This is a genomic window from Gilliamella sp. B3464, from assembly GCF_026536145.1.
Lineage (GTDB): Bacteria > Pseudomonadota > Gammaproteobacteria > Enterobacterales > Orbaceae > Gilliamella.
In genome coordinates, this window is the sequence record NZ_JAFNOQ010000007.1 from 57,221 (window position 1) to 82,047 (window position 24,827).

General features: G+C 36.0%; 21 protein-coding genes and 1 tRNA gene. 12 read left to right on the forward strand and 10 right to left on the reverse strand.

Features of this window, described 5'->3' with window-relative positions; all coding sequences use genetic code 11:
• Nucleotides 1–134 precede the first annotated feature (134 nt).
• Genes carA through J3U57_RS09025 form a run of 3 tightly spaced genes read left to right on the forward strand, consistent with a single transcriptional unit; the run spans nucleotide 135 to nucleotide 5,400 of the window.
• On the forward strand, nucleotides 135–1,295 hold the full coding sequence (gene carA, locus J3U57_RS09015) for a glutamine-hydrolyzing carbamoyl-phosphate synthase small subunit (protein WP_267344477.1): 1,161 nt from the start codon (nucleotides 135–137) through the stop codon (nucleotides 1,293–1,295).
• 1 nt (nucleotide 1,296) lies between these two features.
• Complete coding sequence (carB, locus tag J3U57_RS09020; RefSeq protein ID WP_267344478.1) at nucleotides 1,297–4,512, forward strand: carbamoyl-phosphate synthase large subunit; 3,216 nt, start codon at nucleotides 1,297–1,299, stop codon at nucleotides 4,510–4,512.
• A 42-nt stretch (nucleotides 4,513–4,554) separates the two neighbouring features.
• Nucleotides 4,555–5,400 (forward strand): fumarylacetoacetate hydrolase family protein, encoded by an 846-nt coding sequence (locus J3U57_RS09025; RefSeq protein WP_267344479.1) that lies wholly within the window; start codon nucleotides 4,555–4,557, stop codon nucleotides 5,398–5,400.
• A gap of 43 nt (nucleotides 5,401–5,443) precedes the next feature.
• Here the strand turns inward: J3U57_RS09025 and J3U57_RS09030 are convergent, their stop codons facing one another.
• The 5 genes from J3U57_RS09030 to J3U57_RS09050 form a co-directional block, all read right to left on the reverse strand.
• Complete coding sequence (locus tag J3U57_RS09030; protein ID WP_267344481.1) at nucleotides 5,444–5,941, reverse strand: NADAR family protein; 498 nt, start codon at nucleotides 5,939–5,941, stop codon at nucleotides 5,444–5,446.
• 125 nt (nucleotides 5,942–6,066) lie between these two features.
• Nucleotides 6,067–6,486 (reverse strand): GFA family protein, encoded by a 420-nt coding sequence (locus J3U57_RS09035; RefSeq protein WP_267344483.1) that lies wholly within the window; start codon nucleotides 6,484–6,486, stop codon nucleotides 6,067–6,069.
• Between the two features lie 139 nt (nucleotides 6,487–6,625).
• The gene (locus tag J3U57_RS09040; protein WP_267344485.1) at nucleotides 6,626–7,885 is read right to left on the reverse strand and encodes an MFS transporter; all 1,260 of its coding nucleotides are present in this window, start codon (nucleotides 7,883–7,885) and stop codon (nucleotides 6,626–6,628) included.
• A gap of 73 nt (nucleotides 7,886–7,958) precedes the next feature.
• The gene (gene eda, locus J3U57_RS09045; RefSeq protein ID WP_267344486.1) at nucleotides 7,959–8,609 is read right to left on the reverse strand and encodes a bifunctional 4-hydroxy-2-oxoglutarate aldolase/2-dehydro-3-deoxy-phosphogluconate aldolase; all 651 of its coding nucleotides are present in this window, start codon (nucleotides 8,607–8,609) and stop codon (nucleotides 7,959–7,961) included.
• A gap of 22 nt (nucleotides 8,610–8,631) precedes the next feature.
• Nucleotides 8,632–9,438, reverse strand: coding sequence for an IclR family transcriptional regulator (locus tag J3U57_RS09050; protein WP_267344488.1), 807 nt, complete (start codon nucleotides 9,436–9,438; stop codon nucleotides 8,632–8,634).
• A gap of 183 nt (nucleotides 9,439–9,621) precedes the next feature.
• On the opposite strand from J3U57_RS09050, the gene J3U57_RS09055 reads away from it, so the two are divergent.
• Together J3U57_RS09055 and J3U57_RS09060 are read left to right on the forward strand one after the other, a co-directional pair.
• Nucleotides 9,622–10,200, forward strand: a complete 579-nt coding sequence (locus J3U57_RS09055) for an AAA family ATPase (RefSeq protein WP_267344489.1) — start codon at nucleotides 9,622–9,624, stop codon at nucleotides 10,198–10,200.
• 175 nt (nucleotides 10,201–10,375) lie between these two features.
• Nucleotides 10,376–10,452: transfer RNA gene (locus tag J3U57_RS09060), tRNA-Met, on the forward strand.
• A gap of 23 nt (nucleotides 10,453–10,475) precedes the next feature.
• Here the strand turns inward: J3U57_RS09060 and metF are convergent.
• From metF to J3U57_RS09075, 3 genes are all read right to left on the reverse strand, one after another.
• Nucleotides 10,476–11,351 (reverse strand): methylenetetrahydrofolate reductase [NAD(P)H], encoded by an 876-nt coding sequence (gene metF / locus J3U57_RS09065; protein WP_065633764.1) that lies wholly within the window; start codon nucleotides 11,349–11,351, stop codon nucleotides 10,476–10,478.
• A 110-nt stretch (nucleotides 11,352–11,461) separates the two neighbouring features.
• Complete coding sequence (gene metE / locus J3U57_RS09070) at nucleotides 11,462–13,735, reverse strand: 5-methyltetrahydropteroyltriglutamate--homocysteine S-methyltransferase (RefSeq protein ID WP_267334006.1); 2,274 nt, start codon at nucleotides 13,733–13,735, stop codon at nucleotides 11,462–11,464.
• A gap of 188 nt (nucleotides 13,736–13,923) precedes the next feature.
• Complete coding sequence (locus tag J3U57_RS09075; RefSeq protein ID WP_267344490.1) at nucleotides 13,924–14,475, reverse strand: YagU family protein; 552 nt, start codon at nucleotides 14,473–14,475, stop codon at nucleotides 13,924–13,926.
• Between the two features lie 407 nt (nucleotides 14,476–14,882).
• Here J3U57_RS09075 and J3U57_RS09080 point away from each other — a divergent pair, with 407 nt between their 5' ends.
• From J3U57_RS09080 to J3U57_RS09105, 6 genes are all read left to right on the forward strand, one after another.
• Nucleotides 14,883–16,235, forward strand: a complete 1,353-nt coding sequence (locus J3U57_RS09080) for an Nramp family divalent metal transporter (RefSeq protein WP_267334004.1) — start codon at nucleotides 14,883–14,885, stop codon at nucleotides 16,233–16,235.
• Nucleotides 16,236–16,497: 262 nt separating this feature from the next.
• Nucleotides 16,498–18,159 carry a DNA repair protein RecN gene (recN, locus tag J3U57_RS09085; protein ID WP_267344491.1) on the forward strand — a complete coding sequence of 554 codons (1,662 nt, stop codon included), beginning with the start codon at nucleotides 16,498–16,500 and terminating at the stop codon, nucleotides 18,157–18,159.
• Nucleotides 18,160–18,211: 52 nt separating this feature from the next.
• Nucleotides 18,212–19,435, forward strand: a complete 1,224-nt coding sequence (gene coaBC, locus J3U57_RS09090; protein WP_267334002.1) for a bifunctional phosphopantothenoylcysteine decarboxylase/phosphopantothenate--cysteine ligase CoaBC — start codon at nucleotides 18,212–18,214, stop codon at nucleotides 19,433–19,435.
• Complete coding sequence (gene dut, locus J3U57_RS09095; protein ID WP_065633758.1) at nucleotides 19,419–19,877, forward strand: dUTP diphosphatase; 459 nt, start codon at nucleotides 19,419–19,421, stop codon at nucleotides 19,875–19,877. Before coaBC ends, dut begins: the two co-directional genes overlap by 17 nt.
• The gene (slmA, locus tag J3U57_RS09100; RefSeq protein WP_065633757.1) at nucleotides 19,874–20,467 is read left to right on the forward strand and encodes a nucleoid occlusion factor SlmA; all 594 of its coding nucleotides are present in this window, start codon (nucleotides 19,874–19,876) and stop codon (nucleotides 20,465–20,467) included. The genes dut and slmA overlap by 4 nt, the downstream gene beginning before the upstream one ends.
• Nucleotides 20,468–20,527: 60 nt before the next feature.
• Nucleotides 20,528–21,364 carry a mechanosensitive ion channel domain-containing protein gene (locus J3U57_RS09105; protein WP_267344493.1) on the forward strand — a complete coding sequence of 279 codons (837 nt, stop codon included), beginning with the start codon at nucleotides 20,528–20,530 and terminating at the stop codon, nucleotides 21,362–21,364.
• Between the two features lie 53 nt (nucleotides 21,365–21,417).
• Here the strand turns inward: J3U57_RS09105 and cysE are convergent, their stop codons facing one another.
• Together cysE and J3U57_RS09115 are read right to left on the reverse strand one after the other, a co-directional pair.
• Nucleotides 21,418–22,179: a serine O-acetyltransferase gene (gene cysE, locus J3U57_RS09110; RefSeq protein ID WP_416379673.1), complete on the reverse strand. Its 762-nt coding sequence runs from the start codon at nucleotides 22,177–22,179 to the stop codon at nucleotides 21,418–21,420.
• 176 nt (nucleotides 22,180–22,355) lie between these two features.
• Entirely contained in the window at nucleotides 22,356–23,597 is a 1,242-nt protein-coding gene (locus J3U57_RS09115) for an oligosaccharide MFS transporter (RefSeq protein WP_267334000.1), read from the reverse strand.
• Nucleotides 23,598–23,796: 199 nt separating this feature from the next.
• On the opposite strand from J3U57_RS09115, the gene J3U57_RS09120 reads away from it, so the two are divergent.
• Nucleotides 23,797–24,801: a LacI family DNA-binding transcriptional regulator gene (locus J3U57_RS09120; RefSeq protein ID WP_267333999.1), complete on the forward strand. Its 1,005-nt coding sequence runs from the start codon at nucleotides 23,797–23,799 to the stop codon at nucleotides 24,799–24,801.
• Nucleotides 24,802–24,827: the final 26 nt, after the last annotated feature.

A 24,827-nucleotide genomic window follows, 5' to 3' on the forward strand; every position in this document is an offset into this window, starting at 1 on the left:
GTTATTTTTAATAATAATGCTTTTTTTATTTAAAATATTGTAATAAACTAGCCAAGTGCTGTATATGGAAAGATAAGCAAGATTGAATTTTTATTCAATTTAAATATATTTTTATTCAAAAGGTCTTTTTAATTATGCAAACTTATGCCCTCCTTATGTTACAAGATGGTTCAACATTTATTGGTAAATCAATCGGCGCTGACGGACAAACAGTTGGCGAAGTCGTTTTTAATACATCAATGACTGGCTATCAAGAAATCTTAACTGATCCCTCTTATTGCGAGCAAATCGTTACCTTAACTTATCCACACATTGGTAATGTCGGTACGAATGATGCCGATGCCGAATCTAGTCAAGTTTATGCTAAAGGTTTGATCATTCGTGATTTGCCCCTAATAACCAGCAATTACCGTAGTAAGCTTGATCTTTCAAGCTATTTAAAAAAGCATAATGTCATTGCTATTGCAGATATCGACACCCGTCGTTTAACCAGAATATTACGTGAAAAAGGTGCACAACATGGCGTAATCATAACAGCAACAAATAAACAAACCTTATTGGATAATGCCCAAGCGGCCAAGCAACAAGCAATAAATTTTAAAGGATTATCAGGGTTAGATTTAGCGAAAGAGGTGACCTGTGCTAAAAGCTATACATGGACACAAAGTGTATGGACAAGCGAGAATGAAAATCCTATGCCGAAAGCAGAGAACACACTACCTTTGCATGTTATTGCTTATGATTTTGGCGTAAAACGAAATATTTTACGTATGTTAGTTGATCGTGGATGTAAATTAACAGTGGTACCCGCTAAAACACCCGCGGCTGAAGTATTAGCACTAAACCCAGATGGCATATTCCTATCAAATGGTCCTGGTGATCCCGCCCCCTGTAGTTATGCTATAGATGCGATTAAGGCATTTTTAACCACCGATATTCCTATCTTTGGTATCTGCTTAGGCCATCAACTGTTAGCACTGGCGTGTGGTGCTAAAACCGTCAAAATGAAATTTGGGCATCATGGCGGTAATCATCCTGTCAAAGATTTAGAAAATAATCGCGTCATGATCACTGCGCAAAATCATGGTTTTGCTGTCGATGAAGCCAGTTTGCCAAGCAATTTACGCGCCACACATAAATCTTTATTTGATGATTCATTACAAGGTATTCATCACAATCAAAAACCGGCTTTTAGCTTTCAAGGCCATCCTGAAGCAAGCCCTGGCCCCCATGATGCCGCCCCACTTTTTGATCACTTTATTGAATTAATAAAAATTTATAAGCAGGAGCAATAATATGGCTAAGCGAACAGATATCAAATCGATTTTAATTATTGGCGCTGGCCCAATTGTTATTGGTCAAGCATGTGAATTTGATTATTCAGGCGCCCAAGCCTGCAAAGCCCTGCGTGAAGAAGGTTACCGCGTTATTTTAGTCAATTCCAATCCGGCAACCATTATGACAGATCCAGAGATGGCTGATGCCACCTATATAGAACCTATTCACTGGTCAACTGTTGCCAAAATCATCGAACAAGAAAGACCTGACGCTATTTTACCAACTATGGGCGGGCAAACGGCACTAAATTGCGCTTTAGCGCTTGAAAAGCAAGGTATTTTAAAACAATTTAATGTTGAAATGATCGGTGCCACCGCTGATGCTATCGATAAAGCAGAAGATCGTAAGCGCTTTGACCAAGCGATGAAAAAAATTGGACTTGATACAGCACGTTCAGGTATTGCGCACTCATTAAAAGAGGCTTATGCCGTACTTGAACAAGTTGGCTTTCCTTGCATTATTCGTCCTTCATTTACGATGGGTGGAACTGGCGGTGGTATTGCCTATAACACCGAAGAGTTTGAAGAGATTTGCGTTCGAGGATTGGATCTTTCTCCCACCAATGAACTATTGATTGATGAATCTTTGATAGGTTGGAAAGAGTATGAAATGGAAGTTGTTCGAGACAAAAATGATAACTGTATTATTGTTTGTTCGATCGAAAATTTTGATCCAATGGGCATCCATACGGGTGACTCTATTACTGTTGCTCCTGCCCAAACCTTGACCGATAAAGAATACCAAATCATGCGTAATGCCTCGATTGCGGTACTGCGTGAAATCGGTGTCGAAACCGGCGGCTCAAATGTACAATTTTCGGTCGATCCTAAAACAGGGCGACTTATTGTTATCGAAATGAACCCACGTGTATCACGCTCATCTGCACTAGCATCGAAAGCAACTGGCTTTCCTATTGCCAAAATCGCCGCTAAGTTAGCGGTTGGTTATACGCTTGATGAACTTTCCAATGACATTACTGGCGGTAAAACACCTGCATCATTTGAGCCGTCTATCGATTATGTTGTGACAAAAATACCTCGCTTTAACTTCGAAAAATTTGCCGGATGTAATGACCGCTTAACTACCCAAATGAAATCAGTGGGCGAAGTGATGGCTATTGGTCGAACTTTTCAAGAATCATTACAAAAGGCACTACGAGGACTTGAAGTCGGTGCGTGTGGTTTTGATCCGAAAATTGAAAATTATGATGATGAAAAAAATCTCAGCAAAATACGGTATGAACTGCAAGAAGCGGGGGCTGAACGTATTTGGTATATTGCAGATGCTTTTCGAGCAGGCTTTAGTTTAGATGAGATCTTCACACTAACAAATATCGATCGCTGGTTTTTAGTGCAGATTGAAGAACTTATTCGCCTTGAAAACCAACTAAAATCACAATCATTAGCTAGCCTTAATTCAGAATCATTATGGCAACTTAAGCGTAAAGGTTTTTCAGATTTACGTATTGCTAAACTGTTGAATGTTAAAGAACAAGACGTTCGTGATCGACGAAACCAATACGATATTCATCCGGTTTATAAACGCGTTGATACTTGTGCCGCTGAGTTTGCAACCGACACCGCCTATCTTTACTCAACTTATGAGCAAGAGTGCGAAGCTAAGCCGCAATTTAGTCGTCCTAAAATCATGATATTAGGTGGTGGACCGAATCGAATTGGGCAAGGAATTGAGTTTGATTACTGTTGCGTACATGCAGCGCTGGCGCTACGTGAAGATGGTTATGAAACCATTATGGTGAATTGCAATCCCGAAACGGTATCAACCGATTATGATACTTCAGATCGACTCTATTTTGAGCCTGTCACGCTTGAAGATGTATTAGAAATTGCTTATGTAGAAAAACCAAATGGGGTTATTGTGCAGTATGGCGGACAAACACCTTTAAAATTGGCTCGTGCGCTTGAAGCGGCTGGCATACCGATTATTGGTACCTCACCGGATTCGATCGATAAAGCGGAAGACCGAAAACGCTTTCAAGCTATTGTTGAAAAATTAACATTAAAACAGCCCGTTAATGCTACTGTTACCGATATTGAAGATGCGGTGATTAAGGCCGAACAGATTGGTTATCCCTTAGTGGTTCGACCATCTTATGTTTTAGGTGGACGAGCAATGGAAATTGTTTATAACGAACAAGACCTACGGCGTTATTTTAAAACCGCGGTCAGTGAATCGAATAATGCACCGGTATTACTTGATCACTTCCTAGATGATGCCATTGAAGTTGATATTGATGTGATTGCCGACGGTGAACAAATTGTCATTGGTGGCATTATGGAACATATTGAACAAGCCGGCATTCACTCGGGGGATTCTGCTTGTTCATTACCAACGTATACTCTCAGTCCAGAAATTTTAGATAAATTACGCAAGCAAGCCAAACAATTAGCACAGGAACTTCATGTTAAAGGTTTGATGAACGGTCAATTTGCGATTAAAAATAATGATGTGTATCTGATCGAAATCAATCCTCGAGCTGCACGTACAGTACCATTTGTATCGAAAGCGACTGGTTTGCCCTTAGCAAAAATTGCAGCTAGAGTAATGACAGGACAATCACTTGCTGAACAACATATTACGAAAGAAATCATCCCGTCTTATTACTCAGTTAAAGAGGTGGTATTACCGTTTAATAAATTTAGCGGCGTTGACCCCATTTTAGGGCCTGAAATGCGATCCACTGGTGAAGTAATGGGAATTGGTAAAACCTTTGCCGAAGCCTTTGCTAAAGCACAGTTGGGTAGTTTATCGAATATGAAAAAATCGGGGAAAGCGCTCTTATCAGTTCGTGATCAAGATAAAACTCGCCTACTCCAAGTGGCTAAGCGACTTGTTGCCCATGGCTTTACAATTGATGCCACCATCGGCACAGCTAAAATATTGCAACAAGCCGGTATTGCTTGTCAAATCGTTAAAAAAGAGAACGAGGGTCGACCCAATATTCATGACCACATTAAAAATGGTGAATATAGTTATATTCTTAATACCACTTCGGGACGCGCAGCCATTGAAGCATCAAAAATCCTGCGTCGAAGTGCAATACAATATAAAGTACACTACGATACAACGATGAATGCAGCCTATGCCACCACCGCTGCACTCGATTGCGATCCGGCAAAAACCGTTATACCATTACAAGCACTGTACCAATAAGTTTTGGGCAAAATCAGCCTGTAAAATGATAGGGAGAGTAATATGCGATTACTGCGTTATGGTTTGAAAGGAAATGAGAAACCAGCCATCTTAGATGATAAAGATCAACTGCGCGATCTCAGTGCGGTAATTGCCGATATTGATGCACAAACATTAGCCGAAAATGTGCTAACAAAAATTAGCCAAATGGATATTGATACGCTACCAATAATTAATCGTCCTGAGCGTATTGCCCCTTGTGTTGGTAAAGTCGGTAAATTTATCTGTATTGGTTTGAACTATATCGATCATGCAAAAGAAACTGGCGCACCAATTCCTAACGAACCAGTTATTTTCAATAAATGGACCAGTGCCATTAGTGGTGCTAATGATAATATTGTATTACCCCGAGGCTCAACCCATACCGATTGGGAAGTAGAACTAGGTATTGTCATAGGCAAAGAAGGCAAATATATTCAAGAGCAAGAGGCATTAACTTATGTTGCTGGTTATTGCGTGGTGAATGATGTTTCTGAACGTGATTATCAAAAAAATCGTGGTGGAACTTGGGACAAAGGTAAAGGTTGCGATAGTTTTGGCCCTATTGGCCCTTGGCTAGTCACAGCCGACGAAATTAAAGATCCACAAAATCTTGAATTATGGTTAGAAGTCGATGGCAAACGCTATCAACACAGTCATACCAGCAACATGATTTTTAATGTTAAACAGATCATAAGTTATGTCAGCCAATTTATGAGTTTACAAGCCGGTGATATTATCGCAACCGGTACACCCGCTGGCGTTGGTCTTGGCATTAAACCTAAATCAATCTTTTTGAAAGCAGGACAAAAGGTTCGTTTAGGCATTGCCCAATTAGGTATTCAAGAACATTTAGTTGTCAGTGAATAATTGTGTTTATTGCAATAACGAGCTTAATACCAAATAAAAAACATTAAAGCTTTGATGTTTTTAATGCCTCCCTAACTTGCATTAAAACTTCACCCAATAAGTTTTGACCTCGCCATTTAGTCATATTAAAGCGCATCTCATCATCCATACTTAAACCTATTCCCCAAATTTTATCGTACGGACTTGCCTCTGCTAATACTTTACCTTTGGTCGATAATAAATAGGTTTTGAGCTCAGCATTTTGCGAAAACTTAGCAAAATTTCCTTTGAAAACTATCTCTTTTTTATGAATATTCCAAATATTATCATCAAAATTAGTTACCTTTTTACCCAAATTTTTCTGCATTTTGGCAGAAGACGTCGCTAAAATAGCATTAGCACAATCCAAATCTTGAAATAACATTGCCTTGGCATACATCATCCATTGTTCGGTACTGGTAAATTCAATATCATCAATAATAAAACGACAAGGATACCATTGTGACAAGTAATGATCTGGGCTAAAAAAGAAAATGATTTTCTTTTTTCCTACTGGTTTCATGTATTAACATCACTTTTTAAAAATAAGTTTATCGTCAAATTAACCAATAAAACCACACCATAATAATGCGTTTTATTGGCTAATTATTGATGATCGATAATTACGTTAACAATTAACTTTTTGTACTATTTATTAGCCGCAGCCATGGCTAAGATATCAGCCTCTGTCAATTTATGGGTAGGATTAGCAAACGCATAACAAGTTGGTTTTTTGTCGATAAATACTTCAGTAGTAAATTGTAGATCGTTAATATCTTCAAAAATCCAAGTAGAAATATAATAGTGTTGTGTATCTTTCATATGATAATAAAGGTGAGTACCACATTCTTGACAAAATGCTCTTTCTGCCCATTGAGATGAATTATACACACTAATGTTTTCTTGCCCTTCAACCACGAATTGCCCATCATACATTAATGTCATAAATGGCCCCGCACCCCATTTAAGGCAAGTATGACAATGACAAGCACTAAATTGGGTATTTTTAAAAGGTACCGTTAATTTAACCTTTCCACATAAACATGATCCATGATATTGATTAGACATAAATATTCCTTATTTTAAATGGCTAAAAATGTTTAAAATTTAGGTTAATATAGTAAAGTTTTGTCGATATAACAAGCAAGAGCCCAACGAACATCGTTGAGCTCATTAAACAATGGGCATATAGTTTTAATAATAAAACCTAATCCTGCTTAGTGATCGGTTTTCTTAAAAAGATACCATAAGAAATAGCACCTAAAATAAGTAAGCATGCCCCTAAGATAAATACATAGCCAAAACTACCTGTAATATCGAGAATAATACCCGTTACAATGGGTGCCATTGCCGCACCTAAAAAGCCACCAAAATTTTGAATTGCGCCAAGAGAGCCAACTTGATGACTAGGAGCAACGTCAGCAGCTAATGTCCAAATAACACCAGAAGGTAATTGAGAAGCAAAATAACCTACTGATAATAAGATAATACTTAATGTGGTATTATCAATAAAAGCAATAGGAGCAACAGAAGCTGCAGCAATGATCGCTCCACCAACAATAGGAATTTTTCTAGCATTAATTGGTTTAAAGCCATGTCGAATAGCATAATCAGAAATGATCCCCCCCAATAAAACACCAATAATGCCACAGAAAAACGGAATTGAAGCGATCCATCCCATTTGTTTTATAGTAAAACCTTGTTCTTTTTCTAAATAGCTCGGTAACCAAGTTAAGTAAACCCAAATGGTAAACATGATGCCAAAATTACCCAGAATCATAAACCAAGTCATTTTTTGTTTTAACAAATCCCCCCAAGACGATTGAACTTGTTTAGTTTCAGGCTGTTCTGGATTATTTTCACCTTTAATAATGCTCATTTCTTGCGGTGTTGGATTACGATAAATTTTTAACCAAACTAGCATAACCAGTAAACCGAATACGCCAATAATGACAAACATACCACGCCAACTCATAGTTAACATTAAAATGGTTAATAAGGGCGGAGCTATCGCATTCGCTATTTGCGAACCAGTATTAATAATAGAAACCGGTACCCCTCGCTCCTCTTTTGAAAACCATGTTTGTGTTGTTTTCAATCCCGAGGTAAAAAATGGCGATTCAACCACACCTAATACCACTCGCATTGCATAAAACATAGAATAGCTATTGAGAAAACCACAAATAATAGTTACGATAGACCATAAACCAGACGCCCAAGCAAACATTTTTTTAGGGCCAAATTTATCAACTAACCATCCTGCAGGTAAATTGGCTATAGCATAAGGCCAAAGGAATGCTGATAATAGAAAACCCATCTGAGTTTGAGACAAACCAAACTCTTGTGCTATGGTTGTGTTGGCAATACTTAAATTCGATCTATCTAAATAATTAACGATAGCCCCAATTACAAGTAAAATAATGAATCCCCATCTTAATTTTGGTTTTGTTGTTTGTTGTATTGTCATATCTGCACCTTTTTTTAGACAAAACGATCCCACAGACATATAAAAATATGCCTTTACTTAACAAATATCGGTATTATTTATTCTTGGCGTTATTTACTGCCGCAATAAAGTTTTGAGCAGCTTTAGTTACTTTGCTATAGTCATTATCTTGTGCCGCCGCTTTTGTAATATAACTTGCAACACCAACACATACTGCACCAGCAGAAAACCATTCATGAACATTTTCTGGGGTAACACCTCCCGTTGGTGATATTGGTGCATGCGATAGCGGTGCCAATACTGATTTTACATAACTAGGATTAACAAACTCGGCAGGGAATAACTTGACTATATCGGCACCTGCTTCTAAGGTATTTTGGATTTCCGTAGGGGTATAAGCACCACTCATTGTGACAACTTGATAACGATTAGCCACTTTAATCATCTCAGGATTCAAATTGGGACTGACCAGTAATTCAGCACCAGCTAAAATTGCAGCTCTGGCAGTTTCACCATCTAATACAGTTCCTGTACCAACTAAAATTCCTTTATTTCTATATTTATCCGACAAATATTTAACTACTTGTAATGCATTAGGAACAGCCATTGGAATTTCAATAACGTTAATACCACCTTCAATGGCCGCTTCAGCAACTTTAATTGATTCACTTTCCGTTGCTAATCTGACAATTAAGACTATGCCAGAATCTACAATTTTATTAAGATTGTCTAATTTACGATACATTTATTATCTCCAATAATCTTGGTTAACCATTTACTTGATATAATTTATTTCCAGTAAATCCTAATTTTCTTGAAATTTGTACTGCAGTTTCTTTCACCAACTTAGCAATCATTTGCTCTTTATCTTTCGTCATACCGCTATACAAACTCGCTACACTAAATGAAGCCACTGGTTGATTTTCATAATTATAAATAGCAGAGCTTATACAATACATTTCTAAGTTATCTTCCCTGTCATCAATTGCATATCCTCGCTCTCGGGTTTTATATGCGTCATGCAACACCTCTTGTTGGTTGGTATGTGATAATGGTGTTTTACTTGGGTAAGGCTCTGGTCCTAAAATCTCAATAATTTTTTGATCCGAAAAAGCATTTAACAGTGCTTTTCCCAAACCTGTAGTATGTAAATTACGTCGAGAGCCTAGTCTTGCTGTTGGCTTAATTGTTGAATGATTTTCAGCCTTATCAATATAGACAATTTTACCTTTATCTTGAACACCAAGAAATACCGTGCTACCTGTCTGGCGATTAAGTTCTTGTATAAATGGTCTTGCAGCATCAGCTATACCCATATTGATAATCACAGAGCTACCAATTTCAAACGCCAATAAACTTAATCCATACGTTTTTTGCTTTACATCTTTTATCTCAATAATGCCTTTATAAACTAGCGTTTGTACTAATTCAAAAGCACTACTTTTAGGCAATTGCATCATTTCGCAAATATTATTCAGCGTTAAAAATTTCTCACTACTGACAAATAATAAAAGTAAATCGATGGTTCGAGCAGCCGATTTATTTAGTTTTAATGGTATATCTTGTCGTTTCATAATTTCGCAAATGTGAACTGTGAAGTAAGTTAAATAATTAAACTTTAATTCTGTATTAACTATAGCATGTCATATTATTATTGCATTTCCATTTTATCTTATATTATTCAATTTATTAGTTAGTTCACAATAATGGTTCGCACTTATGAACGATGTTTCGCAGATACGAAAAGGAAATAAAATATGAACAAAAAATCTAACCCTAAAGCCATCTTCTTAATTGGTTCAGCTGGAGCAGGAAAATCAACTGTCGGTAAGTTTTTAGCAACAAAACTGCATTACTGTTATTTAGATAAAGATATTATTGCTAATCGATTTACCGGAGAACTGTTAATATCTCGGGGGTATCAACCAACCGCAAGAGATGAATGTGAATATTATAAAAAGCAAGTGATGGATATTGAATACAAAACGCTGTTGGATATTGCCAGTGAGAATTTAAAACTAAATAATTCAGTGATACTTGATGCACCTTTTTTAAGTTATTTTTCAGATAAAGATTACATTAGTAAAATAATACAACAGTTTAATTTTTCTAATGTTGATACTTATGTGTTAGAAGTTTTTGTACCAGCTGAAATATTAAAACAACGAATTTTAGATCGTAATAATCCTCGCGATATATGGAAGTTAGATAACTGGGACCAATTTATTAAAGGTATAAATCAAAAAAAATGTTTATGGCAAAACGTTACCTATATAAGGTTTGATAATAGTGCAACACAAATACCTGAATTTACTCTTTTAAAAAATTTTGAATAAAACTGACTTAGTCTTTTAATTTAAAAAGTATTCATTTTGTAAAAAAGTTTAAAGAAACCTATTCGTTTTAGTAAAAAAAGTGTCTATTTATAGATAATATGTTCAAAAATGGGGCAGTTGTGCCAAAAAGGTATTGCTTTATTATTTTAATACTATAATATAGCGACCTCTTTGACGCGGGGTGGAGCAGCTTGGTAGCTCGTCGGGCTCATAACCCGAAGGTCGTTGGTTCAAATCCAGCCCCCGCAACCAATTTTCTGTCTAATCTATCTTTTCTAAGCCGATTTTGGCACTGCTAATAACGTTGATACCGCTTCACTGATTCTTCTAGCGATATAACTATTGTTCATTGTATATAAATGAATACCGTCAACATTTTGTGAAACTAAATCCACAATCTGATCGATAGCATAAGCAATACCAGCATCACGGAATGCATCAGGATGATGTTCATATTTTTCCATCATCTGTTTGAACTTCTTCGGTAGATTCACACCACACATTGAAACCATACGTTCAATTTGATTTTTATTCGTTACCGGCATAATGCCTGCTTCAATTGGTACGTTAATCCCCATATCACGCGCTTTATCTAAAAACGCATAGAAATAGTCATTATCAAAAAAGAGCTGTGAGATTAACTGATCGGTACCTGCATTCACCTTCTCTTTTAAATGAATCAGATCTTGTTTAAGGGTAGCAGCTTCAAGATGTCCCTCTGGATAGCATGCGCCAATAATATTAAAATCCCCATTTTCTTTAATGAACGATACTAATTCGCTGGCAAAACGAAAATCATTTTTGGGTTGTACATTCGGACTAATATCACCACGCAACGCTAAAACATTGTCAATACCTGCACATTTTAGCTCATGTAAAATTTTACTCATCTCAGCTTTATCAAAATTAATACCCGGTAAATGGGCAACACTTTCAATACCATAAGTGTGTTTAACTGAATGTGCAATATCAATGGTGGTTTGACCATTTAAACTACCGCCTGCTCCATATGTAACACTGATAAAATCAGGCTTAAAATAGCCAAGTTCACGTAATGTGCTATAGATAGTCTCTAATGGTGATGTTTTTTTGGGTGGAAAAACTTCAAAAGAGAACACCGTTTTTTTATTAAAAAGTAAATTTGTTTTCATCTGTTTCATCCATTCGTGTGACAACGATTGTCCTTACTGACATTTCCGCCACCAAAAAAGGTGGCGGAATCTGAGGTATAACCAAGAGACCTTACTTGGCAAACAGAGTATTAATTAAGTGTTTTTCGAACTTCTAAGGTTGCTTGAACTAAATGCTCTAAGCTTTCAACCACTTCTTTTTCACCTCGAGTTTTTAAGCCACAATCTGGATTGATCCAAAGTTTTTGCTTGTCAATTTTTGCAAGTAATTTTTCAATGGTTGTTTTAATTTCAGCAACAGGCGGAACACGTGGTGAATGGATATCATAGACACCCGGCCCAACTTCTGTTTTAAAGTTATTAGCTTTAAGTACATCAATCAATTGTAGATTTGAGCGTGAAGCTTCAAACGAAATCACATCGGCATCCATTGCATCAATATCTTTAATAATATCTGCAAATTCGCTATAACACATATGGGTATGAATTTGTGTATCGGCTTGCACTTTGCTGTGTACTAATCTAAATGATGGAATTGCCCAATCAAGGTATTCACTGTTCCAATCCGCTTTACGTAATGGTAATTTTTCTTTAAGTGCGGCCTCATCAATTTGAATGATTTTAATACCAGCAGCTTCAAGATCTAATACTTCATCACCTATGGCTAACGCAATTTGGAATACTGATTCTTTTTGTGAAATATCTTCACGTGGGAATGACCAGTTAAGAATTGTCACAGGTCCTGTCAACATACCTTTAACAGGTTTATCAGTAAGACTTTGCGCATATTTTGAATATTCAACCGTAATCGGTTTAGAACGTGAAATATCACCCCAAACAATTGGTGGCTTAACACAACGAGTACCATAAGATTGAACCCATGCTTTTTCGGTAAAGACAAAGCCATTTAAGCTTTCACCAAAATACTCCACCATGTCATTACGTTCAAATTCACCGTGAACTAATACATCAATACCAATTTTTTCTTGAAGCTTGATACATTCTGCAATTTTTTGCTTATTAAACTCAGTATATTCATTCAAACAAATTTCACCTTTTTTGAATTTTGCACGATTTACGCGCACATCGGGTGTTTGTGGGAAAGAACCAATAGTCGTAGTTGGCAATAGTGGTAAATTAAAGGCTTTCTTCTGTGCTGCCTCACGTACTGAAAATTCCGGTAAACGGGTAAAATCAGACGCTTTTAACGCAGCCACTTTTTCACGTACAGAATGATTTGCCCCTTCACGTTCACGGGTAAATAATGTTTGATTTGCTTTATAAGCTGCACTATTTTCAGGATTAGCTTCTTTAAATAATTGGCCTAACTCTGCAAGTTCTTGCAGTTTTTCTTGAGCAAAAGCAAAGTAAGCACGTTGTTGAATGGTTAGTTTGGTTTCATTCTGCAACGTATAAGGTACATGTAATAATGAGCATGAAGTATTAATAACGATGTTAGCCGCTTTTTGTTTAATCTTACCAAGTAAAGCTAACGTTTTTTGATAATTATTTTTCCAGATGTTTTTACCATTAACAACACCTGCAAATAACACTTTATTCGCTGGAAAACCATTAGCTTCAAGTAATGCTAGTGATTGTTTTCCTTCAACAAAATCAAGACCAATACCATCGAATGGCAGAGCAACTAACTCTTTATAACAATCACGTACATCACCAAAATAGGTTTGTAGAACCACTTTAGTCGCACCTTTGACAGATAAGATTGCTTGATAAAGCTCAGTAAATAAAGCGATATCATCGTGATTAAGATCAGTGACTAAAATTGGCTCATCAATTTGAATCCACTCTGCACCTAATGCCGTAAATTTTTGAATAATATCTTGATAAGCTTTAATAATATCAGCTTTAAAGTCAGTGATTTTTTTATTACCTAAATATTGGGCCAATTTAAAAAAGGTTAATGGACCAACTACAACGGGTTTAGTTTGAATACCGAGCGCTTTTGCTTCTTGATACTCATCAAATGGTTTGTTGCCAGCTAATTTAATTTGCACTGAATCTTCAATTTCAGGCACTAAATAATGATAATTGGTATTGAACCATTTTTTCATTGCTAAAGCTCGCACATCGCCTTTGTCACCTTGATAGCCACGCGCCATCGCAAAATAGCGATCAAGCTCAGGCAAACCTAAATCTTGATAACGTTTTGGAATCACATTAAGTAAACAAGCGGTATCTAAAACCGCATCATAAAATGAAAAGTCATTAGATGAGATATAAGCAATGTTTTGTGCACGTTGTTGTTTTAAGTGCTCTGCACGAAGCGCTTTTGCTTCGTTTAATAATTCAGCTTGGGTTTTATTACCTTTAAAATAAGCTTCAGTTGCAAACTTAAGTTCACGAAGTTTACCAACACGAGGATAACCAATAACAGCAGTATTCATTTTTTGTTTCCTTTTCATCTTAATCACATTTCTTTAGTGGTTAAAAAGATAACAAAAAAAAATGTTATTGAATAATTCTACTTTTTTATTGGTTAATATAGTTTTTAACTATAACAAATTTAATTTTAGCAAAAAAAATCCCGCTATTTAGCACAATAGCGGGATTGGTTTTTTATTATTTTATCTAATTACTTACGCCATTCACCACGAATTGGTCTTGAAAAATGAGCAAGTACGGCAATCATACAAATTTCAATTGATACGCCCCAATAGATGTGACCTAAAATTTCACTCCAAAGTTCATAACCATTTAAATTCCATAACCAACCCACCGTTCCTTCTGGATCATAAGCAGGATGACGAAAACCGAGTAATGGAATTAAAAATCCATGCATGGCAACGGTAATAATAATGCCGTAAAACGCACCATACCATAAACGAATATTATTCCAAAAATAAGCGATAAAAACATACACAAAGGCAAACGCAAAACTAAATAACCAATGGTAAAGTGTCACCGCTCCAGATACTATTGCAGTTTGATAGACATAATCGAGAGAGTGAGAGTTAATACCTAGCCAGCCAAGCCATGCATCAATATGTGCTGCTGGTGGTGAAATTTCGCCAGGAACGCGAGGCGGCATATTGACTTCAGAGCCCCATTTTACTAATGCACTAATAAACCCACCAATAAGTGTGGTCCAAATAATAATTTGCCGATTTGTTTTATTTCCAAACATTTAGATTAATTCCTAATATTATTGTTAATATGTTTTTAAATTATATTACACATTAATCCACGAAAAAATAAAATTTAGTTAGTTGGCAAACATTCTTCAACAAAAGAGAGAAATCTTATAAATCTGCATAAAATTAACCCACTAAAATTTAATGCAAATATTTGATAATTAATAAAATATAAATCAATCTTACAATAAGAGTGATAAGCATTTAAAAAATATATTAAAGGGATTATATTAGTTATTAATAAAAATTATTCGAATATAAAAATATGCATTGTGAGCTAAATCGAGTATTTATATACTATAGGTAACTGGCTTAATGGAATGAAAGGTTATTTTTATTTGATAATGATTCTCATTATCAATATAATAAAAACATACACTTTACTGTAGAGATCTTAGTTATGTTAAAAACGTCGACAATAAGCCTTGAAGAAATCAATAATACAGTCCAAATTCCGGATCCTCAGTCTGGTTTTTTTCGAAAACTCTGGGCTTTTTCGGGACCCGGCGCATTAGTTGCTGTCGGTTATATGGATCCGGGTAACTGGATCACCTCTATACAAGGAGGCGCCCTTTATAGTTATCTGTTACTGTCAGTTATATTAATATCGAGTTTAATTGCTATGCTTTTGCAAGCGATGTGCGTCAAAATAGGCATAGTCACTGGTATGGATCTTGCTCAAGCAACAAAATCGATGGTAGGCAAAAAATTTTCTTTTTGTTTATGGATATCAACTGAACTGGCGATTATCGCTACAGAAATAGCAGAAGTGATTGGTAGCGCTGTCGCATTAAACCTTTTATTTGATATCCCGCTATTGATCGGTGTGTTATTAACAGTCTTCGATGTTGTCATTTTATTAATATTAATACGGTTTGGATTTAGAAAAATAGAAGCTATCGTATTTTGCTTAATTGCCACTATATTTATTATTTTTTCTTACGAAGTTTTACGGGCCTCGCCTCAATTTAGTGACATAATTAATGGATTTATTCCTAAAATAGATATTTTTACCCAATCCATTAAAGGCCATGACTCAGCATTAGTAATTGCACTAGGTATTGTTGGCGCAACGGTCATGCCACATAATTTATATCTACATTCATCTATTGTCCAAACCCGAAAATATAATAGAACAAAAACATCTAGCCTAAAAAATGCTATCAAATATGCAACTATTGACTCTAACATACAATTATCTTTTTCATTTATTATCAATTGTCTGTTATTAATTCTTGGCGCTTCGCTTTTTTATGGTAATGATCCTGACAATCTTGGTCGCTTTACTCAGCTTTATGACGCTTTAAAAAATCCGCAAATGGTTGGACCTGTCGCCAGTTCAATAATGGCAACATTATTTGCTGTTGCTTTACTTGCATCAGGTCAAAACGCCACAATAACAGGCACACTTACCGGACAAATAGTAATGGAGGGTTTTATTAATCTATCTATTCCTCTTTGGGCTCGTAGAATGATAAGCCGAGGTTTAGCGGTCGCCCCTGTTATTTTATGCATCTATATATGGGGTGAAAAAGAGAGCATTGTTGAAAATTTATTAATCTATACTCAAGTATTTCTCAGTATCGCCTTACCGATATCAATGGTTCCTTTATTGTTAGTCACTTCCAACAAAAAAATCATGGGCGAATTTGTTAATTGCAAATTAACTATCATATTAGGATGGTTAGCGGCTATTGCACTGGTTCTACTCAACCTACAGTTAATTTATGAAGTTATGAGTTCACTATTTTAAATAGATCACTTTAAAGCCATAAATAGACAACTATTCATGGCTTTTTATCTATTTTATCCCACTAATTAATAATCATTTACTTTTTACCAAATTGCATTATTAATAACATAAACAGCCCAAAAGCAATTAAAATTAAGCTTAGCACACATTATTGATTAACTAATTAATTACACGTCTTTATTTCACCAAAAAACTGTATTTATTTACAGTGTTTTTACTGTTATACTGCCTATATTATAACTAGTCTTATGTATTCATTATTATGATAACGCAATTAACTATTAATAATTTTGCTATTGTTGATCAGCTACTGGTCGACTTTACCTTAGGTATGACAGCAATAACGGGTGAAACAGGTGCCGGTAAATCTATTGCTATTGATGCTTTAGGGTTGTGTTTAGGTAATCGTTCTGACGCTTCATCTATTCGCTATGGCGCAGAACGTGTTGATATTTCTGCTTGTTTTGTACTTGATGATACACCAGCCGCCTTTAATTGGCTTACTGAAAATCAACTTGATGAAGGTAATGAATGTATATTACGAAGAGTAATTAACCAAGATGGCCGTTCTAAAGCATTTATAAACGGACGAACTGTTCCTATTTCACAATTAAAAGATTTAGGGCAAATGTTAATTCAAATTCATGGACAGCATGAACATCAACGTTTGCTACGTAGTGACTATCAACAGCTTCTATTAAATCATTATATGAACGAGCCAATATTACTTGCACAAATGCAACAAGCTCACAAACAATGGAAAGTCGCTCGACAAGCTTATCAACAATATGAAACATCACGGCAAGAACGTGATGCTCATATGCAACTGTTACAATATCAACTTAAAGAGTTAAATGAGTTTTCGCCAATTGAAGGTGAATACCAACAAATAGACGAAGAATACAAACGATTATCTAATAGCGAGCAACTGATAAATCTAAGTCAACAATCAGTTATGCTATTAGACGAAGCTGATGATTACAATGTGAGCAATCTGCTCAGTAGTGTCAAAAATAGCGTTCAGCAGTTAACTGAACTCGATCCGACGCTAAATAATATTTATACCATGTTAGAAGAGGCTTCCATTCAGATTAAAGAAGCAAGCTATGAACTGCGTCATTACAGTGAAAATCTAGATCTTGATCCAGCTCGGGTTATGCAACTTGAACAACGCCTATCAAAACAAATAGCGTTGGCTCGCAAACATCATGTGGCGCCTGAAGCACTACCAGAATTACACCAACAGTTATTGGCCGAATTCAAACAAATTAACCAACAAGATGAACAAAGTGAACAACTAAAAGCGGATATTAAAAAGTATCATCAAATCGCCATTGAACTTGCAGAAAAGTTACATCAAAAACGATTAACTGTAAGTAAAACCCTAGCTAAAAAAGTAACAGCATTGATGCATGAGTTATCTATGCCAAATGGACAATTAAGCATTGAAATTGCTTATGACGAAAATCGTTTAACTGAAGATGGTGCGGACTTAGTCACTTTTTTAGTGACGACAAATGCAGGGCAACAAGCACAACCTTTAGCTAAAGTAGCATCAGGCGGGGAGTTATCACGTATCGCACTTGCTATTCAGGTTTTAACTGCACAAAAAATGGAAACACCTGCGCTAATATTTGATGAAATTGACGTTGGGATTAGTGGACCGACTGCGGCTAAAGTGGGTCAATTATTAAGGCAACTTGGCGAGTCAACACAAGTGATAACTGTTACACATTTACCACAAGTCGCCGGACAGGCTAATCAACACTATTTTGTTAGTAAGCAAACAAAGGGAAAACAGACTTCAACCGACATGCAAAAATTAGATAATAATGGCCGTGTAAATGAACTCGCTCGATTATTAGGCGGTGATAAAATCACTGATGCAACGTTAGCCAATGCGAAAGAGTTACTTATTATCTAACTGAATTGTGGTAATATAGCGATTTAGACTGAATTATGGGGAAAGCTTGAGCATGAATCTATCTGGTAAACATATTTTATTAGGGATTACAGGCGGTATTGCAGCTTATAAATGCCCTGATCTTGTTCGCCATTTAAAAAAAGCGGGAGCTGAAGTTCGAGTCATTCTTACTGAATCAGCAAGTCATTTTGTCACACCAATGACACTACAAGCTGTGAGTGCTAATCCTGTTTCCAGCGATCTATTTGACCCGTCGGCTGAGCTTTCAATGAGCCATATCGAACTGGCAAAATGGGCAGATATTGTATTAATTGCACCGGCAACAGCCAATATTATTGCCAAAATCGCCAATGGCATTGCTGATGATTTATTATCAACAGTGTGTTTAGCCACGCCGGCTCAAATTGCTATAGCACCAGCTATGAACCAACAAATGTATAAAGCTATAGCCACACAGCATAATTTATCGGTATTGAATGATAGAAACACCTTAATTCTTGGTCCTGATGAAGGGTTCCAAGCTTGTGGTGATATCGGTCCAGGTCGAATGCTTGAACCACACGTGATTGTCGAAAATCTCAATAGCTATTTTACCCACTCATCATTATTAGATGGGATATCAATTACTATTACTGCTGGGCCAACGGTTGAAGAAATCGATCCTGTCCGTTATATCAGTAACTACAGTTCAGGAAAAATGGGCTTTGCTATTGCTAAAGCTGCGGCAGAAATGGGCGCAAATGTTACACTTATTAGCGGCCCAGTTAATTTAGATACGCCAAAACATGTCACACGAATCGATGTTAAAAGTGCAAATGAAATGTATAATCAAGCATTAACTGCAGCGCAAAAATCGTCTATTTTTATTGCTTGTGCAGCAGTTGCCGATTTTCGTGCGGCAACAATTGCCACTCAAAAAATAAAAAAAACGGACGATAATGAACTTGTGATTAAATTAGCCAAAAATCCAGACATTGTTGCAAGTGTTGCCGCATTAAAAAATTCAAGGCCTTTTGTTGTTGGTTTTGCCGCAGAAACCAATAATGTTGAAAAATATGCCTTAAAAAAATTAATCACCAAAAATTTAGATTTAATCTGTGCTAATGATGTTTCAGATAAAAAAATTGGTTTTAATTCCGATCAAAATGCATTAACCCTTTATTGGCAAAATGGCGAACAAAGGTTACCATTAAGTAGTAAACAACAATTAGCAAAACAATTACTTGAAGCTGTGATAACACGATACAAAGCGAGTGATAATGAAAAGAAAAATTGATATTAAAATATTAGATAAACGTTTAGGTAATGAGTTTCCACTCCCCACTTATGCAACTGAAGGATCAGCTGGTATTGATTTACGAGCCATGTTTGATAAAACAACCGAAATTAAACCGGGTGAAACCATCTTAACGCCTACCGGTTTATCCATGCATATTGCCGATCCAAATCTAGCAGCATTGGTCTTACCTCGTTCAGGTTTAGGATCTAAAAATGGGATTGTACTCGGTAATTTAGTCGGTTTAATTGATTCTGATTATCAAGGACAGCTTTTTGTTCCGGTATGGAACCGCAGCCAAACCCCTTTTATAATTGAAGCCGGTGATCGAATTGCACAATTGATTATCGTACCTGTGGTACAAGCCGAATTTAATATTGTTGATGAATTTACACTCTCAGCACGAGGGGAAGGTGGATTTGGGCATTCGGGTAAAAAATGATTGTGACCAGCAAAAATAAGAATCGTAAAGAAGACATCTTGCAAGCATTGGCAACTATGCTTGAGTCCAATGAAGGGACGCAACGCATTACCACGGCGAAATTAGCCGCCACTGTCGGTGTTTCAGAAGCAGCACTTTACCGACATTTTCCAAGCAAAACCAAAATGTTTGAAAGCTTGATTGTTTATATTGAAGATATATTACTTTCACGCATCAATACCATTATGCAAGATGAGCCTAAAACATTCACCCGCTTACAGCTTATTTTAGCGCTGATATTAGGTTTTTCAGAAAAAAACCCTGGATTAACTAGGATTATGACTGGGCATGCGTTAATGTTTGAACAAGAACAATTACAAGAGCGAATCAGTCAATTATTTGAACGAATAGAAACTCAAATAAAACAAGTTTTGCGAGAACGAAAAATTCGCGAAGGGGTTGCATTTACTACTGATGAACGTATTTTATCTAGTCAATTATTAGCATTTTGTGAAGGGATGATGTCACGTTATTCTCGTTCAGGCTTTAAATATCTTCCTACCACCAATTTTGATACACGTTGGGCGTTACTAGCAAAACAGTTAGTTTAAATGCTATGTATGTATGACTTTTTAAACTAACTTTTTATCGTTCTCAAATAGGATTATGTGATGAATTTTGAAAATATTTTAACTCAAACTACCGCATTTATTGATAAATATGATGGCATTGTGCTTAGCTATATAGCGCATTTTTGTTTTGCCATTATTATTTTTATAATTGGTCGAGCAATTTCTAAGTTTATCAGTCGTCAATTAAAACGCATTTTAAGCAGCCGCCATGTTGATCCAACAGTGGTGAAATTTGTCAGCGCATTATCTTATTATGCCGTTATGGTCGTGACACTGGTTGCAGTTTTAGGACAGTTAGGCGTACAAACAGCCTCAATTGTCGCAGTTATTGGTGCTGCAGGTTTAGCTGTTGGTTTGGCACTGCAAGGTTCACTGTCTAACTTTGCCGCAGGCGTCATATTAATAATATTTCGTCCGTTTAAAGTGGGTGAAACCGTTGTTATCAACAGTCAAAGAGGCGTCATTGACTCTATACAGATTTTTTCTACAACGATTGTTACACCAACTAACGAACTTGTTGTTATTCCTAATAGTCAGGTAGTTAGTGCCAATATAATCAACTTTACCCGTTTACCAGAAAGACGTTTAGATTTGGTTATTAATGTGGGTTATGATTCAAATATTCAAAATGTTTACCAAGTGCTAAGACAAGCAGTAAACCAAACCAACAATATTTTGACAAATAAAGAATCAATTATTCGTTTAGATCTGTTAGATGCATCATCAATGAACTTTAATGTTTTGGTTTGGACATCAAACGAAAATTACCCGTCAGTGAGAGCAGAATTACTGGAAAATATTAAAAATCTACTAACTGAAAATGGTATTAATATTCCATATCCAACTATGGATGTGAATGTTAATTCTAACCACTAAATTTTGGTTTTGACCTACCGTCGACTATTGTCGACGGAAATCTTTTCACGCAATCAAATATCTTGATCCATATTCAAAGCTGGTTTATCACAATCAGGGCAGCCGACCACTTTTGCTGGTACTCCAGCAACAGTTGTATGGGCTGGCACTGGCTCTAATACGACTGAACCGGCACCAATTTTTGCCCCTTTACCAATTTCGATATTACCTAAAATCGTTGAATGAGCACCAATCATGACGCCTTCTCGAATTTTTGGATGACGATCCCCATTCTCTTTACCTGTACCACCCAGTGTTACCGATTGTAAAATCGATACATCATTGTCTATGACGACAGTTTCACCAATGACAATACCTGTCGCATGATCGAACATCACACCACAGCCAATTTTTGCAGCAGGATGAATATCAACGCCAAACACAATAGCAATCTGACTTTGTAAAAATGTGGCGAGTGATTGACGATTTTGTTGCCAAAGCCAATGTCCAATACGATAAGCTTGCAACGATAAAAAGCCTTTATAATAAAGTAAAGGAGTTGAATAATAATTAGTGGCGGGATCACGCACATAAACCGCAATAATATCAGTAATAGCGGATTGAATAAGATGCGGATCAGCCTTATAAGCCTGCCGTGCAATTTCACGAATTTCAATTGCAGGCATGACTTGGGTAGCAAGTTTATTGGCTAAAATATAGCTTAATGCATTACCTAAATTTTCGTGATTAAGCAAAGTGGCATGGAAATAACTGGCTAGCATCGGTTCACTTTCTACTAATTTTGATGCTTCTTGCCTGATTGTTTGCCATAGCATATCAGGCGTAACTACTGTTTTGGTAATATTCACAACAACAACCTATAGACATTAATCATAGTGATTATCTATTGTTTCGCAAACTCATCATAGAAGCAAGCTTTGTATTTATTGATCATAAACTAAATAGCAAAATGGAAACTTCCGTTTCCATTTTATAAAGTAGATAACAATAACTATTGTGATTGAAGTCTATTTTTTCGATCATTGGTTAAGGTAAATATAGCAACAATTAAAATAAATAGCACAATACTAGCAAGCACATAAAACGTTGTTGAATAGCCAGTATTATCAAATAATTTACCCACCACCCATGACAGTGCAATCACACCAATATTAGATGAAATATTAAAGCCAACTAAATAGAGGGTTGATGATAATCTAGCATCAAAATTAGCTACAACATATTTAAATACCGCCAAAATAAACAGCGGCGTTTCAATGGCATGAAATAATTTTATTAATGAAATCAGATAAACATTATGTAGTGATGCAGATAAAGCAATTCGGCAAATCATCACGAGTGCAGCAATTAATAGTGACTTTTTAGCACCCACTTTATTAATAAAATAGGGTGCTAAGATCATACAGGCCGCCTCTAAAAAAACTTGAAAAGAGTTTAAATAACCATAAACGCGGTAACCATCTTCATTTTTTTCAAAAAAACTTGTGTAAAAATTTGGAAACAGTTGTTGATCATAAATGGTATAAAAACTATTTGTCCCAATAATAAAAAATACAAATAGCCAAAATTTTTTCATACCAAATAATGAGAAAATTTCACTTAATGTTGGAATGGTTGAGGTTTTTTCAATAACCCTATCCTTGTTTGCATCCACTGGATAACGTTTTGGCGTAAAGGTCAAATTAATAATAAAAAAGATAACAGCAACAGCAGATGCCATCCAAAAATTAATATGAGGATCGATACCAAATAAAATACCAGCAACAAACGTCGCGGCAGCATAACCAAACGATCCCCAAAAGCGAGCTGGACCAAACTCAAAACCAAATAAGCGGCTAATGCGCTCAATAAACGAATCAATTAAAGCACATCCAGAAATAAATCCGGCACTCAACACTGGTGCACCAATACAGACACCGATAATAAAATCACTTTTTAATAACGGCTCATAAACATAAATTAAAAACGGACCAATTAATATCATCACGATACTTTGAAAGGTAATAACAGCTTTGCCGATTTGTAATTTATCTTGAATGATGCCGTAAAATATCATAAAAAACATGGCAGCAGCCGAGTTTGCCGCATAAACCGTTCCAAGTTGCTCACCCGATAAGCCAATTTTACTTTTTAACCATATTGCATAAAAAGACCACCAAAGAGACCAAGCTGCATAAAAGGTAATAAGATAACCAGATGAAAACCAATAATTTCTATTTGCTATTATATTCATATTTATTACTCTTATATTGTGAAGTTTAACGTTAACATGTTAATGTTAACATTATTGTCACAATTGACAGAAAATAGATACAACCGGTTATCATAAATGATAACTCCCTCACACTTTTTATCATTTTTATTTGTGGTATCATCATTTGAAATAATTATTAGAAAAAGATTTTTTTAATGCTAAACAAAAGGATTTAATTATGGCTTCACTTAAGGATGTTGCAAAGTTGGCATCGGTTTCGTTGATGACGGTATCACGCGCAATTAATAATCCTGAAAAATTAAATAAACAGACTTATAATCGGGTTCAAAAAGCAATTGAGCAACTTGACTATGTGCCGGACTTGTCAGCACGTAAAATTCGTGGCGATAACTCTGGCCCTCGTGCAATAGGTGTTTTAGCATTAGAAACAGCAATGACCCCTTTTTCTGTAGAATTATTACAAGCGATCGAAAAAACAGCACAACAACACGGTTGGAATACTTTTATTGTTAATCTATTTGATGATAAACAAGCTAATCATGCCATTAATACTCTGCTATCTTATCGACCTAATGGCATTATTTATACCACTATGGGACTAAGAAAAATTGAACTTCCGACAAAGTTACTCGGGAAAAACGTGGTATTAGCCAATTGCATCTGTGATAGTGAAGATCTAGCGTGTTATATTCCGGATGATTACACAGGTCAATACTACGCCATGCAACAAGTGATTAAAAAAGGCTATAAAAAACCATTATGTATTTATTTGTCAAATACCAGCTTAGCTGGTAAAACTCGCCGTAAAGGTGCCGAGCAAGCATGGTTAGACGCAGGTCGTAATTTAAATGACATTATCAGTTACCACACCACAACGGTAGAAAATAACCTTACCCAAGAATATATGATGACAGTTGATATATTAAAACAGCACTGTAACAAAAAACCAGACTTTGATGTGTTAATTTGTGGCAATGACCGTATTGCATTTGTTGCTTATCAATTTTTGTTAAGTCAAGGTTTTCATATTCCAACAGATATCGCAGTTGTAGGTTATGATAATATGGTCGGCACAGGGGAACTTTTTTATCCACCGCTAACCACCGTACAATTACCTCATTATCAGATAGGCGAACAAGCCGCATTACACATCATAAACAACCAAACTAACAAAAACGTAACCTATGTACCTGCGCCATTTTTGCAACGAGATTCATTATAAACAAAAACTGTTATCCCACTACACTA

Coding starts and splice junctions, on each gene's coding strand:
- dut (WP_065633758.1), top strand. CDS start 19,419: ATGAAAAGAAAAATTGATATTAAAATATTAGATAAACGTTTAGGTAAT.
- J3U57_RS09055 (WP_267344489.1), top strand. CDS start 9,622: ATGAACAAAAAATCTAACCCTAAAGCCATCTTCTTAATTGGTTCAGCT.
- J3U57_RS09035 (WP_267344483.1), bottom strand. CDS start 6,486: ATGTCTAATCAATATCATGGATCATGTTTATGTGGAAAGGTTAAATTA.
- metE (WP_267334006.1), bottom strand. CDS start 13,735: ATGAATACTGCTGTTATTGGTTATCCTCGTGTTGGTAAACTTCGTGAA.
- J3U57_RS09115 (WP_267334000.1), bottom strand. CDS start 23,597: ATGAATATAATAGCAAATAGAAATTATTGGTTTTCATCTGGTTATCTT.
- cysE (WP_416379673.1), bottom strand. CDS start 22,179: ATGCTATGGCAAACAATCAGGCAAGAAGCATCAAAATTAGTAGAAAGT.
- J3U57_RS09105 (WP_267344493.1), top strand. CDS start 20,528: ATGAATTTTGAAAATATTTTAACTCAAACTACCGCATTTATTGATAAA.
- carB (WP_267344478.1), top strand. CDS start 1,297: ATGGCTAAGCGAACAGATATCAAATCGATTTTAATTATTGGCGCTGGC.
- slmA (WP_065633757.1), top strand. CDS start 19,874: ATGATTGTGACCAGCAAAAATAAGAATCGTAAAGAAGACATCTTGCAA.
- coaBC (WP_267334002.1), top strand. CDS start 18,212: ATGAATCTATCTGGTAAACATATTTTATTAGGGATTACAGGCGGTATT.
- J3U57_RS09030 (WP_267344481.1), bottom strand. CDS start 5,941: ATGAAACCAGTAGGAAAAAAGAAAATCATTTTCTTTTTTAGCCCAGAT.
- J3U57_RS09080 (WP_267334004.1), top strand. CDS start 14,883: ATGTTAAAAACGTCGACAATAAGCCTTGAAGAAATCAATAATACAGTC.
- J3U57_RS09120 (WP_267333999.1), top strand. CDS start 23,797: ATGGCTTCACTTAAGGATGTTGCAAAGTTGGCATCGGTTTCGTTGATG.
- metF (WP_065633764.1), bottom strand. CDS start 11,351: ATGAAAACAAATTTACTTTTTAATAAAAAAACGGTGTTCTCTTTTGAA.
- J3U57_RS09050 (WP_267344488.1), bottom strand. CDS start 9,438: ATGAAACGACAAGATATACCATTAAAACTAAATAAATCGGCTGCTCGA.
- J3U57_RS09075 (WP_267344490.1), bottom strand. CDS start 14,475: ATGTTTGGAAATAAAACAAATCGGCAAATTATTATTTGGACCACACTT.
- carA (WP_267344477.1), top strand. CDS start 135: ATGCAAACTTATGCCCTCCTTATGTTACAAGATGGTTCAACATTTATT.
- J3U57_RS09040 (WP_267344485.1), bottom strand. CDS start 7,885: ATGACAATACAACAAACAACAAAACCAAAATTAAGATGGGGATTCATT.
- J3U57_RS09025 (WP_267344479.1), top strand. CDS start 4,555: ATGCGATTACTGCGTTATGGTTTGAAAGGAAATGAGAAACCAGCCATC.
- recN (WP_267344491.1), top strand. CDS start 16,498: ATGATAACGCAATTAACTATTAATAATTTTGCTATTGTTGATCAGCTA.
- eda (WP_267344486.1), bottom strand. CDS start 8,609: ATGTATCGTAAATTAGACAATCTTAATAAAATTGTAGATTCTGGCATA.